The 17,004-nt window shown below is 65.3% G+C and carries 15 protein-coding genes and 4 tRNA genes; 3 read left to right on the top strand and 16 right to left on the bottom strand.

Annotated features, from left to right (window positions below):
• Positions 1-123: 123 nt before the first annotated feature.
• The 7 genes from CFB47_RS05975 to uvrC all read right to left on the bottom strand — a co-directional run bounded on the left by CFB47_RS05975 (position 124) and on the right by uvrC (position 4,603).
• A complete protein-coding gene (locus tag CFB47_RS05975) occupies positions 124-486 on the bottom strand; it encodes a DUF2946 domain-containing protein (protein WP_105749908.1) in 363 nt (120 codons plus the stop codon).
• Positions 487-1,250: 764 nt separating this feature from the next.
• Positions 1,251-1,324 (bottom strand) — tRNA-Cys (locus CFB47_RS05970).
• A 100-nt stretch (positions 1,325-1,424) separates the two neighbouring features.
• Positions 1,425-1,500, bottom strand: a tRNA-Gly gene (locus CFB47_RS05965).
• 51 nt (positions 1,501-1,551) lie between these two features.
• Positions 1,552-1,627, bottom strand: a tRNA-Gly gene (locus tag CFB47_RS05960).
• A 53-nt stretch (positions 1,628-1,680) separates the two neighbouring features.
• A tRNA-Gly gene (locus CFB47_RS05955) sits at positions 1,681-1,756 on the bottom strand.
• A 135-nt stretch (positions 1,757-1,891) separates the two neighbouring features.
• On the bottom strand, positions 1,892-2,479 hold the full coding sequence (gene pgsA / locus CFB47_RS05950; protein ID WP_011351424.1) for a CDP-diacylglycerol--glycerol-3-phosphate 3-phosphatidyltransferase: 588 nt from the start codon (positions 2,477-2,479) through the stop codon (positions 1,892-1,894).
• Between the two features lie 90 nt (positions 2,480-2,569).
• Complete coding sequence (gene uvrC / locus CFB47_RS05945) at positions 2,570-4,603, bottom strand: excinuclease ABC subunit UvrC (protein ID WP_089460635.1); 2,034 nt, start codon at positions 4,601-4,603, stop codon at positions 2,570-2,572.
• Between the two features lie 76 nt (positions 4,604-4,679).
• Here uvrC and earP point away from each other — a divergent pair, with 76 nt between their 5' ends.
• The 3 genes from earP to CFB47_RS05930 all read left to right on the top strand — a co-directional run bounded on the left by earP (position 4,680) and on the right by CFB47_RS05930 (position 8,212).
• Positions 4,680-5,873: an elongation factor P maturation arginine rhamnosyltransferase EarP gene (gene earP / locus CFB47_RS05940; RefSeq protein WP_089460634.1), complete on the top strand. Its 1,194-nt coding sequence runs from the start codon at positions 4,680-4,682 to the stop codon at positions 5,871-5,873.
• 127 nt (positions 5,874-6,000) lie between these two features.
• A complete protein-coding gene (gene efp / locus CFB47_RS05935; protein WP_011351421.1) occupies positions 6,001-6,558 on the top strand; it encodes an elongation factor P in 558 nt (185 codons plus the stop codon).
• A 268-nt stretch (positions 6,559-6,826) separates the two neighbouring features.
• A complete protein-coding gene (locus tag CFB47_RS05930; protein ID WP_089439554.1) occupies positions 6,827-8,212 on the top strand; it encodes a sigma-54 dependent transcriptional regulator in 1,386 nt (461 codons plus the stop codon).
• A 189-nt stretch (positions 8,213-8,401) separates the two neighbouring features.
• On the opposite strand, the gene nagZ is transcribed toward CFB47_RS05930, so the two are convergent.
• The 9 genes from nagZ to CFB47_RS05885 form a co-directional block, all read right to left on the bottom strand.
• Positions 8,402-9,430, bottom strand: coding sequence for a beta-N-acetylhexosaminidase (nagZ, locus tag CFB47_RS05925; RefSeq protein WP_089460633.1), 1,029 nt, complete (start codon positions 9,428-9,430; stop codon positions 8,402-8,404).
• A 16-nt stretch (positions 9,431-9,446) separates the two neighbouring features.
• Positions 9,447-9,875: a holo-ACP synthase gene (gene acpS / locus CFB47_RS05920; protein ID WP_011351418.1), complete on the bottom strand. Its 429-nt coding sequence runs from the start codon at positions 9,873-9,875 to the stop codon at positions 9,447-9,449.
• 72 nt (positions 9,876-9,947) lie between these two features.
• Entirely contained in the window at positions 9,948-10,724 is a 777-nt protein-coding gene (pdxJ, locus tag CFB47_RS05915) for a pyridoxine 5'-phosphate synthase (RefSeq protein WP_046545252.1), read from the bottom strand.
• On the bottom strand, positions 10,721-11,557 hold the full coding sequence (gene recO, locus CFB47_RS05910; protein WP_089460632.1) for a DNA repair protein RecO: 837 nt from the start codon (positions 11,555-11,557) through the stop codon (positions 10,721-10,723). The genes pdxJ and recO overlap by 4 nt, the downstream gene beginning before the upstream one ends.
• The gene (gene era, locus CFB47_RS05905) at positions 11,544-12,443 is read right to left on the bottom strand and encodes a GTPase Era (protein WP_006476493.1); all 900 of its coding nucleotides are present in this window, start codon (positions 12,441-12,443) and stop codon (positions 11,544-11,546) included. The genes recO and era overlap by 14 nt, the downstream gene beginning before the upstream one ends.
• Positions 12,444-12,503: 60 nt before the next feature.
• A complete protein-coding gene (gene rnc, locus CFB47_RS05900; protein WP_089460631.1) occupies positions 12,504-13,736 on the bottom strand; it encodes a ribonuclease III in 1,233 nt (410 codons plus the stop codon).
• A gap of 154 nt (positions 13,737-13,890) precedes the next feature.
• Entirely contained in the window at positions 13,891-14,784 is an 894-nt protein-coding gene (lepB, locus tag CFB47_RS05895; RefSeq protein ID WP_089439551.1) for a signal peptidase I, read from the bottom strand.
• Between the two features lie 16 nt (positions 14,785-14,800).
• Complete coding sequence (lepA, locus tag CFB47_RS05890) at positions 14,801-16,594, bottom strand: translation elongation factor 4 (RefSeq protein ID WP_089455841.1); 1,794 nt, start codon at positions 16,592-16,594, stop codon at positions 14,801-14,803.
• Positions 16,595-16,754: 160 nt separating this feature from the next.
• A complete protein-coding gene (locus CFB47_RS05885) occupies positions 16,755-16,997 on the bottom strand; it encodes a glutaredoxin family protein (protein WP_089460630.1) in 243 nt (80 codons plus the stop codon).
• Positions 16,998-17,004 lie beyond the last annotated feature (7 nt).

Below are 17,004 nucleotides of genomic sequence, written 5' to 3'. Positions count from 1 at the left end.
CACGCGCGTGATCCGCAACGTGACGGACGCGCGGTGCGAGATGACCCGATTGCCGGCTCGTGGCCGCGGGCGTTTCATGCGCCGCGGGGGAGCCTGCCCGGATCAACTGCTGAAGTGACTACGTCAGAGGTAGAACGGCGAATCGCGGGGCCGGCCCGCGCTGGGGATATCCCGAAGGACGAACGGGCGTGAAGCCGGTGGATGTGCGACGGCGTAGCCGGGAACCGCCAGCCATTGCGGCAAGGACGGTGACGGTGCAGGCGCATGATGCACGAGCAGGTCGCAATACCCGCAAGCCGCGAAATGGTCAGCGGCAGGGGCGTGATTGTCTGCGTCGGGCTGTCCGTCGGCCGAACAGATCGATGCGACTGGCGCATTCTGGTCATGGGAGACCAGGCCATGGCTCACGAGCGGCGCAATGACGACGAGCAGCATGGCAAACATGCCAAGCCACGCTGTCAGACGATTGCGGGAACGTGCGGTCATGATGAGCGGCATCGGAACGGTGGGTGGATCTTAGCCGAAGCGAGCCGCGGCAACCGGACAATCGTCGTCGGCACGATGCGGCCCTGCCCTGGACGGTTCTCGGGACGGCGCGCGTTCGAAACCGGCCGCCGGGATCCGGCAGCCGTTTGCGATGACGATCGTGCTGCGGATCGATACGCGCGCACTGTCCACTCGTCGATTTGACTTCATTGAACTGTCCCCCGCCCGGTCGATTGGCCAGGTGGCGCCGAAGTCGCATGGCGCGCATTGAGCCTTTCGATTTCTGAATTCGATAACGCAAGCGGCGTGCCATGTGAAGCAGGCGCCCGCTGTCGTTACACGCCAGGCGTATGCGAAAAAAACGCCTCCGTGTTGACCGCATGAAGTGTTTCAGACCTGCAACGCTACCGTCGACATCGTGACGAACGTGTCGGGCACGACGCGTCATGCGGACGTTCTTCCAAGCTGACGTCGATCGGATACGGCCACCTGCCTGCTTCGCGCAAGGCACTCAATCGAGGTTGCGCAATACCATCGGTACGATGCGCACTGTCGCAGACAATCTCGCGTGCGACGGGTCATTCGTCGCATCAACGCGTGCTTCCGTTTCAGTCTCGTAACGCATACGTGAATTTCGTTCCAGACGACTCCTGTTCAATCCGCGCATCGCACGTCGGACGCGTGGCGGTTGCAACGTCGGGGAGTCGGGGAAAGTGGCTTTGGGCGCAGAAAAAAGAAAAGCCCCGCCGAAGCGGGGCTTTATCTGGAGGCGCGAGCCGGAGTCGAACCGGCCTAAACGGCTTTGCAGGCCGCTGCATAACCGCTTTGCTATCGCGCCAAAAGCGGACTGTGCGCATGCCGTGAGGCAAGCGACAGATTTTTTATTCGAGGACTGAAAGTCCATCAAATAAAAAGGGAAGCGTGGCTTCCCCATTACTTGGAGCGGGAGACGAGTCTCGAACTCGCGACCTCAACCTTGGCAAGGTTGCGCTCTACCAACTGAGCTACTCCCGCATTGTCCTGCATCTGCAGCGCTTCGCCGACCAACACGCTGCCAGAAAAATCTGGAGCGGGAGACGAGTCTCGAACTCGCGACCTCAACCTTGGCAAGGTTGCGCTCTACCAACTGAGCTACTCCCGCATGTGTCCTGCATCCGCAGCGCTTTGCCGACCAACACGCTGCCAGAAAAAATCTGGAGCGGGAGACGAGTCTCGAACTCGCGACCTCAACCTTGGCAAGGTTGCGCTCTACCAACTGAGCTACTCCCGCGTATTGCTGCGCTACTGCTTCCCCGTCACACACTTACTTCGTCGTGCAGCGGAGAAGCGAGATTATGTCGAAGGCACATTCGTGTGTCAAGGGCTTTTCCAGCCCTTTTTACAAAAACCTGCTCGACCGGACGCATCACGCGCCGCCGCGCTCGCGAATCTGTGGCCATGCGAGCTTCATGTAGTACAGCATCGACCAGATCGTCAGCACCGCGGCGAGATACATCAGCCATTCGCCCCACACGCGCGTGTCGATCGTCGCGACGCCGAGCGGCAGCGGCCCGTAGAACAGCAGCATCGGAATCGCGACCATCTGGCAGGCGGTCTTGAACTTGCCGAGCTGGTTCACCGCGACGCTCTTCGACGCGCCGATCTGCGCCATCCACTCGCGCAGCGCCGAAATCGCGATCTCACGGCCGACGATCACGAGTGCGATTGCCGCGTCGACCCGCGAAATCTGCACGAGGATCAGCAGCGCGGCCGTCACCATCAGCTTGTCCGCCACCGGATCGAGAAATGCACCGAACGACGACGTCTGGTTCCACTTGCGGGCCAGATAGCCGTCGAACCAGTCGGTCAGCGCCGCAAGAATGAAGATCGCCGCCGCCGCGAGATTGCGGTGCGCGCCGCCCATCACCGTGTCCGGCAGATAGAACACGCCGACGACGAGCGGAATCAGCACGATCCGTACCCACGTCAGGAAAATCGGGAAATTGAACGGCATGGCATGCGGGACAGTAAAGGATTCGCAATTGTGCCGTGTCGACCGGCCTGCCACAAGAACGCTGGCAAGGCGGCCGGCCGCACGGCCGCGTCAGTGAAGCTGCTTGTAGATCTGCTCGGCGAGCGCGTGCGAGATGCCCTCGACGCTCGCGAGTTCCTCGACGCTCGCGGCCACCACGCCGCGCAATCCGCCGAACCGCGCGAGCAGCCGCTGCCGGCGCTTCGCGCCGACGCCCTCGAGTTCCTCGAGCCGCGATGTCTGGCGCGCCTTCGCCCGCTTGGCACGCATGCCGGTGATCGCGAAGCGGTGCGCCTCGTCGCGGATCTGCGCGACGAGCATCAGCGCGGCGCTTTCCTTGCCGAGTTCGAGCGGCGTGCGGCCGTCCGCGAAAACGAGCGTCTCGAGGCCGACCTTGCGCCCCTCGCCTTTCGCGACGCCAACCAGCATCGACGTGTCGAGACCGAGCTCGGTGAACACCTGGCGCGCGATTTCGACCTGACCCTTGCCGCCGTCGATCAGCACGATGTTCGGCAGCAGGCTCGACGCCTCGGCCTGGCGCGTCGACTCGCCGTCGATGCCGGCCGCATCGTCGGCGGCTGCCGCCTGTGCGGCCTGCTCGACCATCTTCTCGTAGCGGCGCGTGAGCACCTGCCGCATCGCCGCGTAGTCGTCGCCCGGCGTGATCCCGGTGATGTTGTAGCGACGGTATTCGCCCGACTGCATCTTGTGATGGTGGTAGACCACGCACGACGCCTGCGTTGCCTCGCCCATCGTGTGGCTGATGTCGAAGCATTCGATCCGCAGCGTCGCGAGATCGTCGCATTCGTAGCTGAGCGTCTCCGCGAGCGCACGCGTGCGCGCCTGCTGCGAGCCCTGCTCGGACAGCAACCGCATGAGCGCGATCTGCGCATTCTGTTCGGCCATCGACAGCCACGCACGCCGCTGCCCCTGCGGCTGCCGCACCAGCGACACCTTGTGGCCGGCCTGCTCGGACAGCAGTTCGAGCAGGTCGCGGCTCGCGGGCGCATGGCTCACGACCAGCACCGGCGGCACGCGGTTGCCGAGATAGTGCTGCGCGATGAACGCGTCGAGCACTTCGGCCTCGACCGACGCCACTGCGTCACCGCGCGTGCGGCCGGGTTCTTCCGCGGGGAGGTCGGGCAATACATCGGCGGACACATCGGCCGCCTCCGCCAGCTCGGACTCGTCGCCGATCCCGCCCTCGGCGAGCGTCAGCGCGCTTTCGACGTGCGTCGGGAAATACGCCTTGTCGCCGAGATGCCGGCCGCCGCGCACCATCGCGAGGTTCACGCACACGCGCCCGCCCTGCGCGACGACGGCCAGGATGTCGACGTCGCTGTCGCTGCCGACCTCGATCGCCTGCTGATGCAGCACCGTCGCGAGCGAGCTCATCTGGTTGCGCACGGCCGCCGCCTGCTCGAATTTCAGTTCGGCCGCGAACGCATGCATCTTCTGCTCGAGCTCCTTCATCACTTCGGACTGCCGGCCGAGCAGGAAACGCGCGGCGTTCGAGACGTCGATCGCGTAATCCTCGCCGGAGATCGCGCCGACGCACGGCGCCGTGCAGCGCCCGATCTGGTGCAGCAGGCACGGCCGCGTGCGGTTGTTGAAGACCGAATCCTCGCAGGTGCGCAGCTGGAACACGCGCTGCAGGATCTGGATGCTCTCGCGCACGGCCCAGGCGCTCGGGAACGGCCCGAAATACTGGTTCTGCTTGTCGACCGAGCCGCGGTAGTAGGCCATCCGCGGAAAACGGTGCGCGGTGAGCTTCAGGTACGGATACGACTTGTCGTCGCGAAACAGGATGTTGTAGCGCGGCGCGAGCGCCTTGATCAGGTTGTTCTCGAGCAGCAGCGCCTCGGCCTCCGAGCGCGTGACGGTCGTCTCGATGCGCGCGATGCGCGTGACCATCATCGCGATGCGCGGCGACAGCTGCGTCTTCGTGAAATAGCTCGATACGCGCTTCTTCAGGTCGCGGGCCTTGCCGACATAGAGCACGGCGCCCGCCGTGTCGTAGTAGCGATAGACGCCCGGCATGTGCGGCAACTGCGCAAGGATCTTCTTCGGTTCGAACGGGGTATCGGAAGCTTCAGGGGATGTCATGCGTGATCCGGGCGCCTTGTAACGCGGAACGGGTCTATTAGAATCGCCAGTTTAGAGCATTCACCGGCCCGCTTCGATGCCCCGCACCACCGCTGCCCCCCTGCCCGCCGCGCCGCTCGCGCCGGGCGAACCGATCGCCTGCGACCTCTTCTGCACGGTGGTCGACAATTTCGGCGACATCGGCGTCTGCTGGCGCGTCGCGCGCCAGCTCGCGCACGAGCACGGCTGGCAGGTTCGCCTGTTCGTCGACGACCTGCGCACGTTCGCACGCCTGCTGCCCGGGGTCGATCCCGACGCGGGGCGGCAGACGGTCGACGCGATCGTGATCGAGCACTGGCATGCGGAAGCCGGCGACGCGCTGGAGATCGCCGATGTCGTGATCGAAGCGTTCGCGTGCGAGCTGCCCGGCGCGTATCTCGCGGCGATGGCGCGGCGCGAACGGCGCCCCGTGTGGATCAACCTCGAATACCTGAGCGCCGAGGACTGGGTCGCCGATTTCCATCTGCGGCCGTCGCCGCATCCGCGCTACCCGCTGCTGAAGACGTTTTTCTTCCCCGGCCTGTCGGCCGGCACCGGCGGCGTCCTGAAGGAACACGACCTCGATGCGCGCCGCACGGCCTTCGAAGCCGATGCGGCGGCGCGCGATGCCTGGTGGCAGCGCGCGACCAGCGGCGCGCCGCCGGCCCCCGGTACGACGGTCGTCAGCCTGTTCGCGTACGAGAATCCGGCCGTCGACACGCTGCTCGCGCAGTGGCGCGACGGCCCGACACCGGTCGTCGCACTCGTGCCTGCCGGCCGCGTATCGCCTGCCGTTGCGCGTTTTTTTGGGGTCGAGTCGTTCGGCGCGGGCACGCATGCGCGCAGCGGCAACCTGGCTGCTCACGGGCTCGCGTTCGTCCCCCAGGCAGACTACGATCCGTTGCTGTGGGTGGCCGACCTCAATTTCGTGCGCGGCGAGGATTCGTTCGTCCGGGCGCAGTGGGCCCGCAAGCCGTTCGTGTGGCACATTTACCCGCAGGCCGACGACGTCCATCTGCCGAAGCTCGACGCCGCGCTCGCGCACCTGTCGGCCGGCCTCGCCGCCGCGCCGCGCGCGGCGCTCGAGCGGTTCTGGCATGCATGGAACGGCGTCGGCACACCCGACTGGGCCGATTTCTGGCAGCACCGCGCCGCACTGGACGCCAACGCGGCCCGCTGGGCCGATGCGCTCGCGGCCGTCGGCGATCTCGCCGGAAAGCTGGCGGAATACGCAAAATCTCAGTTAAAATAAGCGGTTATCCGACGGCTGACCAGGCAAGCGCTCGCTTTTGGCGTCCACCGGAACGCACCGCTTGCGCCGTCAGCCGTTGCGCAACGCTCAGGCACCTATTTATTTGATTTGATCAGGACAGTTTTTTATGAAAACCGCACAGGAACTCCGCGTAGGCAACGTCGTGCAGATCGGCAGCGACGCATGGGTCATCGCCAAGGCTGAATACAACAAGTCGGGCCGCAACTCCGCCGTCGTCAAGATGAAGATGAAGAACCTGCTGACGAACGCAGGCCAGGAAGCGGTCTACAAGGCGGACGACAAGTTCGACGTCGTCGTGCTCGACCGCAAGGAAGTGACGTACTCGTACTTCGCCGATCCGATGTACGTGTTCATGGACGCCGACTACAACCAGTTCGAAGTCGAAGCGGAAATGATGGGCGAAGCGCTGAACTACCTCGAAGACGGCATGGCTTGCGAAGTCGTGTTCTACAACGAGAAGGCGATCTCGGTCGAACTGCCGACGGTCCTGGTTCGCGAGATCACCTACACGGAACCGGCAGTCAAGGGTGACACGTCGTCGGGCAAGGTGCTGAAGAACGCGAAGCTCGCAACGGGCTTCGAACTGCAAGTGCCGCTGTTCTGCAACACCGGCGACAAGATCGAAATCGATACGCGTACGAACGAATACCGCAGCCGCGCGTAATCGCCAGCGATACCCGCATCGAACAAAGCGCCCTTCGGGGCGCTTTTTGTTTGTCCGGCGCCAACAACCGGCGAGAGTCAGGCTCATGTAAAGCACAAAAGCCACCAGTAAAGATATTCAATTTGTATCATCGGTAACTGTTTTATAGCGCCGGAGAAATATTGCTCGTTACGCGTTCAGCGGGGCATAAAATCAGTTTTTAATCTGACATGCGGCTGCGGCCACGATGACCGACAGCCCGCCTCTCTTGACTCGACTCGCGTCCACCATGCCACACGCCCTGATTGTCGAAGACGATCCCAACAGTCTGTCCGGTCTCACCGCGCTGCTCGCCGCGGACGGCTTCTCGGTCGACACGGCCACGTCGCTCGCGGAAGCGCGCACGGCGCTCGGCCGCTCGATTCCCGATGTCGTTCTGGTCGACCTGAACCTGCCGGACGGCAGCGGGTTCGACCTGCTCCAGCACCTGCCGCAGCAACAGCCGAACGGCTCGCTGCCCGTCATCGTGCTGACCGGCAATGCGACGGTCGAGAGCGCCATCGAGGGGCTGCGTCACGGCATCTGGGACTACCTGCTGAAGCCGATCAACATCCCGCGCCTGCGCAGCCTGCTTGCACGGATCCCGCGTCCGTACGAACTGATCGACGAAGTGCAGTCGTTGCGCGCGTCGCTGCGCCATCTCGGCCGCTTCGGCGCGCTGGTCGGCCGCAGCGACGCGATGCAGCACGTGTACGACATGATCGAGCACAACGCGCGCACCGAAACGGCGGTGCTGTTCTCGGGCGAAGCCGGTACCGGCAAGAAGCTGGCCGCGCGCACGCTGCACGACCTGAGCCGGCGCCGCAAGGGGCCGTTCGTGTCGTTCGACTGCCGGACGATCGCCCAGGCCGGCCGGCACGGTGCGTCGCTCGACAGCGTGCTGTTCGGCCATGAGCGCGGTGCGTTCGATGGCGCCGAGCGCCGCGAATCGGGCCTGTTCGAACAGGCCGGCGGCGGCACGCTGTTCCTCGACGAAATCACCGCACTGCCGCTCGTGCTGCAGGAAGCCCTGCTGCATGCGCTCGATTCGCAGAACTTCATGCGGATCGGCGGCACGAGTTCGATCACGAGCGATTTCCGGCTGATCGCGGCCACGCGACGCCCGGCACGCGAAGCGGTCGCGAACGGCACGCTGCGCGAAGATCTGTGGCTGCGCCTCGATGCGGCATCGATCACGATGCCGCCGCTGCGCGATCGCGACGGCGACGCGCTCGCGATCGCGGATGCGCTGATCGACGAACTGAACCGCGACGCGCGCGCAACCGGCCGCAGCACGACCGACAAGCGCGCGGCGCCGGGCTTCGTCCGTGAATGCCTGTCCTACGAATGGCCGGGCAACGTGCGCGAGCTGCAGGAGCGCGTGCGCTTCGCGTACGACGCATCGGGCGATTTCATCGAGACGCTGCGCGCGGGCGAGCCGAGCTTCTCGGCCGGCGCCGCACTGAACGGCAGCAGCGTGCAGATCAAGGTCGGCACGCCGCTGTCCGACGTCGAGGATCTGCTGATCCGTGCGACGCTCGACGCCGTCGGCGGCACGCGCCACCGTGCGGCAACGCTGCTCGGCATCAGTCCGAAGACGCTGTACAACAAGCTGCAGCGGATGAAGGTGAACTGAGCAGGTGGCGGTGCTCGAGGGCGCTGGCAGGGTTTGACCGTTAGTTGCGTCAAAGCACACGACTTCAACCTGCGTGGCTCCTGAGGCTGCCGGGTTCGCACCAGCTGTCAGGCATAAAACAGCCGCGCGATTGCGCGGCTTTCTGTTTCGGCAACCGGAACGGCGCGGGTCGCGCCGTCCCCTCCCCGCTCAGGCCAGTGCGCTGCTCAACAGCGCCTGCGCCTGCCGATACTCGGGCTGCGCGACCAGCTTGTCCCACTTGAGCGCCTTGCCGCGCCCGCGCATCCGCTTGATGCGTCGCACCGACTCGTCCGTGGCCCGCGCTTTCAGCCCGTTCAGCACGACCTCGGCCGCGTCCGGCTGGTTGCAGACGAGCACCATGTCGCAACCGGCCGCGAGTGCGGCGTCGGCCGCCTGCGTGAGCGTGCCACCCTCGCGCGCGGCTTCCATCGACAGGTCGTCGCTGAAGATCGCGCCCGTGAAGCCGAGCCGTCCGCGCAGGATGTCCTGCAGCCACACGCGCGAGAAACCGGCCGGCCGCTTGTCGACCTGCGTGTAGATCACGTGCGCGGGAATCACCGCGGACAGCGACAAACCGAGCCAGTCGTACGGTGCGACGTCCTGCTTGAGGATCGCGTCGAGCGTACGGTCGTCGGTCGGCAGCGCGACGTGTGAGTCGGCCTCCGCGAAGCCGTGCCCCGGGAAATGCTTGCCGCAGTTCGCCATCCCGGCGAGCGACAGCCCGTGGTTCAGGCTCTTCGCGAGCAGCGTCACGACGCGCGGATCACGATGGAACGCGCGATCGCCGATCACTTTCGAGTGCCCGTAGTCGAGGTCGAGCACGGGCGTGAAGCTCATGTCGATGCCGCATGCACGCAGTTCGGCAGCCAGGATGTAGCCGACGGCCGTGGCGACCTTCGTCGCGAGCAGCACGTCGCGATCCCACAGCTCGCCCAGGCGGCGCATCGCGGGCAGCACCGTGAAGCCGTCGGTGCGGAAACGCTGCACGCGCCCGCCTTCGTGATCGACGGCGATCAGGATGTCTTCACGCACCGCGCGGATCGAGTCGGTCAGCGCGGTCAGTTGCGCGCGGTTCTGGAAGTGCCGGGAGAACAGGATCACGCCGCCGGTATTCGGATGCGCGAGGCGCCGCGCATCGTCGCGCGACAGGGCCGTGCCGACGACGTCGAGCATGACCGGGCCGGGAGTCGTTTTCATCGAATCGGGAATTCCGTCAGGAGGAGGTTCGGGAAACAGGTGCAGGCGCCGCGTCCGTCTCGGCGACCACGAACGACACCGCATAGTCGCGTTCGTCGCTGACCGTCACGCGCGCCGTGATGCCGCGGGCCGCCAGCCAGTCGGCCAGCTCGCCCGACGCGACCACGTACGGCTCGCCGCTCGGATGGTTGAGGGTCTGCAGCGCACGCCACGTCATCGGCCAGTGCATGCCGAGCCCGATCGCCTTCGAGAACGCTTCCTTCGCGGAAAAGCGCGTCGCGAGGAACGCGATGCCGCGCGCCTCGGAGCGGGCACGGCGCGCATGGAACACGCGCAGCTCGTCGGGGCCCAGCACCTTCTCGGCAAACCGGCCGCCCGTGCGTTCGAGCACGGCCGCGATGCGGCTCACCTGGGCGATGTCGGTGCCGATACCGTAGATCGCCATGTCAGTACGCGCCGGTACGACCCGGCCGGGCCGGGTCAGGCATGACGCGCGACGTGCGGCGGCATGCCATGTTCAGCGCGCGCCGCCATGCAGCGCGGCAACGCGTGCGGCGACCATGATCGCCTTCATTTCGCGCACCGCGTTGTCCCAGCCCGCGAAAATCGCGTGCGCGACGATCGCGTGGCCGATGTTCAGTTCGACGATGCCGTCGATCGCGGCGATCTGCTGCACGTTCGTGTAGTGCAGGCCGTGGCCGGCATTGACCTTCAGGCCGAGCTGCGCGCCGGCCTGAACGCCCGCGACGATGCGCTCGTATTCGCGCTGCTGTTCGGCTTCGTCGTGCGCTTCGGCGTAACGGCCCGTATGCAGCTCGATCACCGGCGCGCCCGCTTCGTGCGCGGCACGGATCTGCGTCTCGTCCGGGTCGATGAACAGCGACACGCGCACACCCACGTCGGCAAGCTGCTTGCATGCCGCACGCACGGCCTCGAAGTGGCCGGCGACATCGAGACCGCCTTCGGTCGTCAGTTCCTCGCGCTTTTCGGGCACGAGGCACGCGTCGTGCGGACGCACTTCGCAGGCGATATCGAGCATCTCGGCCGTCACCGCGCATTCGAGGTTCATGCGCGTCTTCAGCAGCGGACGCAGCTTGCGCACATCCGCATCGACGATGTGGCGGCGATCCTCGCGCAGATGCAGCGTGATCGCATCCGCACCGGCTTCTTCGGCGGCGAGCGCCGCGCGGATCGGATCGGGATAGGTCGTGCCGCGCACATTGCGCAGCGTCGCGACGTGGTCGATGTTGACGCCGAGGTCGATGGCGGTGGGCGTGGTCAGGAAGAAGCTCATAGGTTTTGCAGGTCGATCAGGATCTGACGCGTGGCAAGCGGCGTACCGCCGAGGTAGGTGTTCAGCAGGAAGCGCATCAGCGTCTTGCTTTGCGCAACCGTCTGGGCTCGATGGTAATCGTCCTGCTCCATATCGAGCAACGTCTGTCCGGAAATGACCGGCCAGTGCGATGGGACTTCGTCGTCCGCATTGCGCACGCCACGCTCGGGATCGAACACGTAGCGACGATCAGGCTCGACCGCGCGGCGCGCGACCGTGCGGTTCAGCGCCATCGCGTAGCCGGTCTCGCGCAGCAGCACGCGCTCGAACGAGCGCAGCACCTGCACCGCGGGTTCGCCGTGCGCAAGGCGCGTGAGGGTCAGCACGTAATGATTGAAGAGCGGCGGCTGGGGATCCTCGCGTGCGCAGAATTTCACGAGCAGCTCGTTCGCGTAGAAGCCGCACAAGAGCCCGTCGCCGCCGAGCGGCAGCATCCCGCCTACCCACTCGGCGCCCGTCAGCGTGCGCACCTCGGATTTGCCGGACCAGGACAGCAGCAGCGGCTGGAAGGTCTGCAGTACGCCGCGCAGCGCGGAGTGCGGACGCTTCGCGCCCTTCGCGACGAGCGCGAGCCGGCCATGATCACGCGTCAGCACGTCGATGATCAGGCTCGTTTCCCGATACGGATAACTGTGCAGCACATACGCCGGTTGCTCGGCGACACGGAAATCGGACGTGCGTGACGTCGCGCGCCGCGCCTTGCGCGGCGGTTCAGGCGGTGCCGGCAGCGGCGCGTCGTTCGCGCCGGCCGTCACCGCGTCTTCAGTCGACGTCAGCGTGTCATTCGTACCCATAGGCGCGCAGCCCTGCCTCGTTGTCGGCCCAGCCGCTCTTCACCTTCACGAAGGTCTCGAGGTACACGGGGCCGTCGAACAGCTTCTCCATGTCCATCCGCGCCTCGGTGCTGATCTGCTTGAGCTTCTCGCCCTTCTTGCCGATCACCATCGCCTTGTGCGAATCGCGCTCGACGAGGATCGTCGCGAAGATGCGCTTCAGGCGCCCTTCCTCCTCGAACTTGTCGATCAGCACGGTGCTCGTGTACGGCAGTTCGTCGCCGGTCCAGCGGAACACCTTCTCGCGCAGGATTTCGGCTGCGAGGAAACGCGAGCTGCGGTCGGTCAGCTCGTCCTCGCCGTAGATCGGCTCGCCTTCCGGCAGGTACGGCTTGATCGTGTCCAGCAGGCGCTTGATGTCTTCCGGCTTCTGCGCCGACAGCGGCACGAGCTCGGTGAATTCGCGCAGCTCGCTCACCTTCTGCATGAACGGGAACAGCGTCGCCTTGTCGTTCACGCGGTCGATCTTGTTCGCGATCAGCAGCGTCGGCATGCCGGGCGGGATCAGGTCCAGCACCTTCTGGTCGTCGGGGCCGAAGCGGCCGGCCTCGATCACGAACAGGATCACGTCGACCGACGTGAGCGTCGACGTGACCGCGCGGTTCAGCGAACGGTTCAGCGCGGTGCTGTGGCGGGTCTGGAAACCCGGCGTGTCGACGAACACGAATTGCGCGTCGTCGAACGTATTGATGCCGGTGATGCGGTGGCGGGTCGTCTGCGCCTTGCGCGACGTGATGCTGATCTTCTGGCCGACGAGTGCGTTCATCAACGTCGACTTGCCGACGTTCGGGCGGCCCACGATCGCGATCATGCCGCAACGGAAACCGGTAGGAGCGGGAGTGTTCATATCGTTTGGGAGACAGGTTCGGAAACGGCCGCGCGGCGCGCGGCACGATCGATGGGCAATTCAGTGGTCGGCATCGGCCACGCGCGCCTGCGCGGCGGCGAGGCTCGCGCCGCCCGGCGGCGTCTCGGCATCCGGTGCCGCGGCGTCGCGTGTGCGCGCAGCCGCACGCGAAGCGGGGTCGGTACCGGCGGAAGACTTGTCGGCGGACGACGATGCCGGGTCGGCGGCCTGGCCAGCCGGCTTGTCGGCAGCGCGTGCGGCGGGCACGGCTTCCGCGGGCTTCTCCGCGGCCTTGTCGGCTCGCTCGGCCGGCTTGTCGACAGACTTGTCGGCCGCCGGCTTCGCCGCCCGTTCGCGTTCGCCCTTTTCCGCCGCCGCATCGACATGGGCCGCGCGAATCGCGGCCATCGGCGCCGCGGCCGGCTCGGTACCGGAAGTAGCGGTAGCCGCAGGCGCCGCACCGGCCGCTCTCGCCTCGCGCGCCGCCGCGCGTTCCTTCCGCTCCGGCGAGCGCAGGTCGAGCGCTTCCTGCACGCCCTTCACGCCCGGCACGATTTCGGGTTCGACGTGTTTCGACCCGCGCGCGTTTTTCGAGCGCTTCGGCTTCGCGGCCAGCATCGGCGCGGCCGCCATCACTTCATCGAGCGCCTTCTTCGCGGCAGCCTGCTCGGCTGCGCGCCGGCTCGCACCGGAGCCCGACACCTTCACATCGAGCTTCGGCACCGTGCATTCGACTTCGAATTGCTGATTGTGCGCCGCACCATGCGTCGCGACCACCGTGTAGGTCGGCAGCGCGATCTTGTGCCCCTGCAGGTATTCCTGCAGCAGCGTCTTCGCGTCCTTGCCGAGCGTGCGCGGATCGATGTGGTCGAGAATCGGGATATAGAGGCGCTTGATGACCCCTTGGGCGGCTTCGAAGCCGCCATCGAGGAACACGGCCCCGATGATGGCTTCGAACGCGTCCGCGAGGATCGACGGGCGGCGGAACCCGCCGCTGCGCAGCTCGCCCTCGCCGAGCCGCAGTCCGTCCGAGATATTCAGGGCCTGAGCAATTTCGTACAGCGACTGCTGTTTGACGAGGTTGGCGCGTACGCGCGACAGATCGCCTTCGTCCAGCTTGCCGAAACGCTGGAACAAAAGGGCGGCCACCGCGCAATTCAGAACGGAATCGCCGAGAAACTCGAGCCGTTCGTTGTGCGTGGCACTGTGACTGCGATGGGTCAAAGCCTGGCGCAACAATTCCGCATTGCGAAATTCGTAGCGCAGCCGGCTTTCCAACTGGGATGAGGGCATGTGCAGGAGTATAACGCGGGCGCCCGGTCGGGCCGAAACGGCACGGCCGGACGCGAAAAGGCGTGACGAGGCGGTGTTACCGCCGGTTCTTAAAGTAGTTCGGCACTACGCGACGCGGCCCGTGCGTCGCGTAGTGCGAGTGAGTCGATTGCGATCAGTTGAAGGAACCGATGCGCTTCAGGTCGCTGAAGTTCATCCAGATGAAGAACGCGCGGCCAACGATGTTCTGGTCCGGCACGAAACCCCAGTAGCGGCTGTCCGCACTGTTGTCGCGGTTGTCGCCCATCATGAAGTAGTGACCGGGCGGCACCTTGCAGATCACGCCGCGGCTGTTGTACGTGCAGTTGTCGCGAAACGGATAGTCGTATGCGCCCATCACGAACGGCGGCACGGCCGGGTTGTTGAGGATCGCGTTCTTCTTGTTGCCGATCGTTTCCTCGAACTGCTTCGCGTAATTCTGGCGCTCGTCGTCGAAGAAATCGGGCAGCGGCGTTTCGGGCACCGGCTGGCCGTTGATCGTGAGCTGCTTGTCCTGGTACGCGACGGTATCGCCCGGCAGGCCGATCACACGCTTGATGTAGTCGACCGACTCGTCCTTCGGATAACGGAACACGACGACGTCGCCGCGCGACAGCGGGCTGCCCTGCGTGATCTTCGTGTTCGTGACCGGCAGGCGCAGCCCGTATTCGAACTTGTTGACGAGGATGAAATCGCCGACGAGCAGCGTCGGCACCATCGAGCCCGACGGAATCTTGAACGGCTCGACGACGAACGAACGCACGACGAACACCGCCAGGATCACCGGGAAGAAGCTCGCCGTGTACTCGAGCCACCACGGCTGGCGCAGCTTCTCGTCGCGCAGCTTCGAACGCGTCTGCGCCGCGTTTTCATCCGCGAAGCGCTTGTCGATGCGCGACTGCTGGCGATCGAACTCCTCGATCGCCGAGTCGGCCGCCTTGCGACGCTTCGGCAGGAACACCAGTTTGTCCAGCACCCACGCTACGCCAGTCAAGATGACGAGCACAAAAAGAATCAGCGCAAAATTCATAAAAGGATCAGTCCTGTTATTTGTCTTCGACGCGCAAGATCGCGAGGAACGCTTCCTGCGGGATCTCGACCGAACCCACCTGCTTCATGCGTTTCTTACCTTCTTTCTGCTTCTCGAGCAGCTTCTTCTTTCGCGAGATGTCGCCGCCGTAGCACTTCGCGAGCACGTTCTTGCGCAGCGCCTTGATGTTCTCGCGCGCGACGATGTGCGCGCCGATCGCGGCCTGGATCGCCACGTCGTACATCTGGCGCGGAATGATCTCGCGCATCTTTGCCGCTACTTCACGGCCGCGATATTGCGACTGCGAACGGTGCACGATGATCGACAGCGCATCGACCTTGTCGCCGTTGATCAGCATGTCGACCTTCACGACGTCCGACGAACGGTATTCCTTGAACTCGTAGTCCATCGACGCATAGCCGCGCGACACCGACTTCAGGCGATCGAAGAAGTCGAGCACGATCTCGGCCATCGGGATCTCGTACGTGAGCTGCACCTGGCGGCCGTGATACTGCATGTTGATCTGCGAGCCGCGCTTCTGCTCGCACAGCGTGATCACCGAGCCCACGTAGTCCTGCGGCATGTACAGGTTCACGGTGACGATCGGCTCGCGGACTTCGGCGATGCGGCCCGGATCCGGCATCTTCGCCGGGTTCTCGACCATGATCGTCGAGCCGTCGCTCTGCACGACCTCGTAGACGACCGTCGGTGCGGTCGTGATGAGATCCATGTCGAACTCGCGCTCGAGCCGCTCCTGCACGATTTCCATGTGCAGCAGCCCGAGGAAGCCGCAACGGAAACCGAAACCGAGCGCCTGCGACACTTCCGGCTCGTACTGCAGCGATGCGTCGTTCAGCTTCAGCTTCTCGAGCGATTCGCGCAGCGCGTCGTACTGGTTCGCCTCGACCGGATACAGCCCCGCGAACACCTGCGGCTTCACTTCCTTGAAGCCCGGCAGCGGCTCGGCGGCGGCCTTGGTTGCGTGCGTGACGGTGTCGCCCACCTTCGCGGCCGTCAGCTCCTTGATGCCGGCGATGATGAAGCCCACCTGCCCTGCCGACAGCGATTCGAGATTGCGCGACTTCGGCGTGAACACGCCAACGTGCTCGACCGGGTACTGCGCGCCGGTCGCCATCATCTTGATTTTGTCCTTCGGGCGCAGCGTGCCGTTGACGATGCGCACCAGCATCACGACGCCGACGTAGTTGTCGAACCACGAGTCGATGATGAGCGCCTGCAGCGGCGCGGCCGGGTCGCCCTTCGGCGGCGGCACCTTCGCGATCAGCGACTCGAGCACGTCCTCGACGCCGAGGCCCGTCTTCGCGCTGCAACGCGTCGCGTCGGTCGCGTCGATGCCGATCACGTCCTCGATCTCCTCGATCGCGTTCTCGGGGTTCGCGGCCGGCAGGTCGATCTTGTTCAGCACGGGAACGACCTCGACGCCGAGCTCGATCGCCGTATAGCAGTTCGCGACGGTTTGCGCCTCGACGCCCTGGCTCGCATCGACGACCAGCAGTGCGCCTTCGCACGCGGACAGCGAACGGCTGACTTCGTACGAGAAGTCGACGTGCCCCGGCGTGTCGATCAGGTTCAGGTTGTAGACCTTGCCGTCGCGCGCGCGATAGGACAGCGCGGCAGTCTGCGCCTTGATCGTGATGCCGCGCTCGCGCTCGATGTCCATCGAGTCGAGCACCTGCGCTTCCATTTCACGGTCGGCGAGGCCGCCGCATACCTGGATGATGCGATCCGCGAGCGTCGACTTGCCATGGTCGATGTGCGCGATGATCGAGAAATTGCGAATATGATCCATTCAGTGCCGATCAAGCGAAAAAGGCGCGCTCGACGACTGCAGAGCACGCCTTGTGTAAGTCGGTGAAAAAACAGCTTATTTTAGCCGAAAAGGCCTTTGCCGGGCGGTATTTCCAACGCCGGGCCAAGCCCTGTGCGAAACGACGCCCGTCGGCGGCAGGTCAGGCTCGGCGCCGGGCCGCCAGCGCGTCGCGCACCCGTGCGTCGTCGAACCGGTGGCGGCATACCTCCGCCCCGTCCAGCAGCAGTACGGGCACATCCTCGTCGTAGCGGGCAACGAGTGTCGGATCCGTGTCGATGTCCACGTATTCGACCGCGATGCCGAATTCGGCCGCCACCGGCGCCAGTGCGTCGCGCAGGTCGTCGCACAGGTGGCACCAGCCGCGGCCGTAGAGCGTGAACATCGGCGCG

This window comes from Burkholderia sp. AU27893 (genome assembly GCF_002223205.1).
In the GTDB taxonomy this organism is placed as follows: domain Bacteria; phylum Pseudomonadota; class Gammaproteobacteria; order Burkholderiales; family Burkholderiaceae; genus Burkholderia.
Note: the sequence above shows the minus strand (reverse complement) of the source record. Positions and strands in the feature narration are given on the sequence as shown.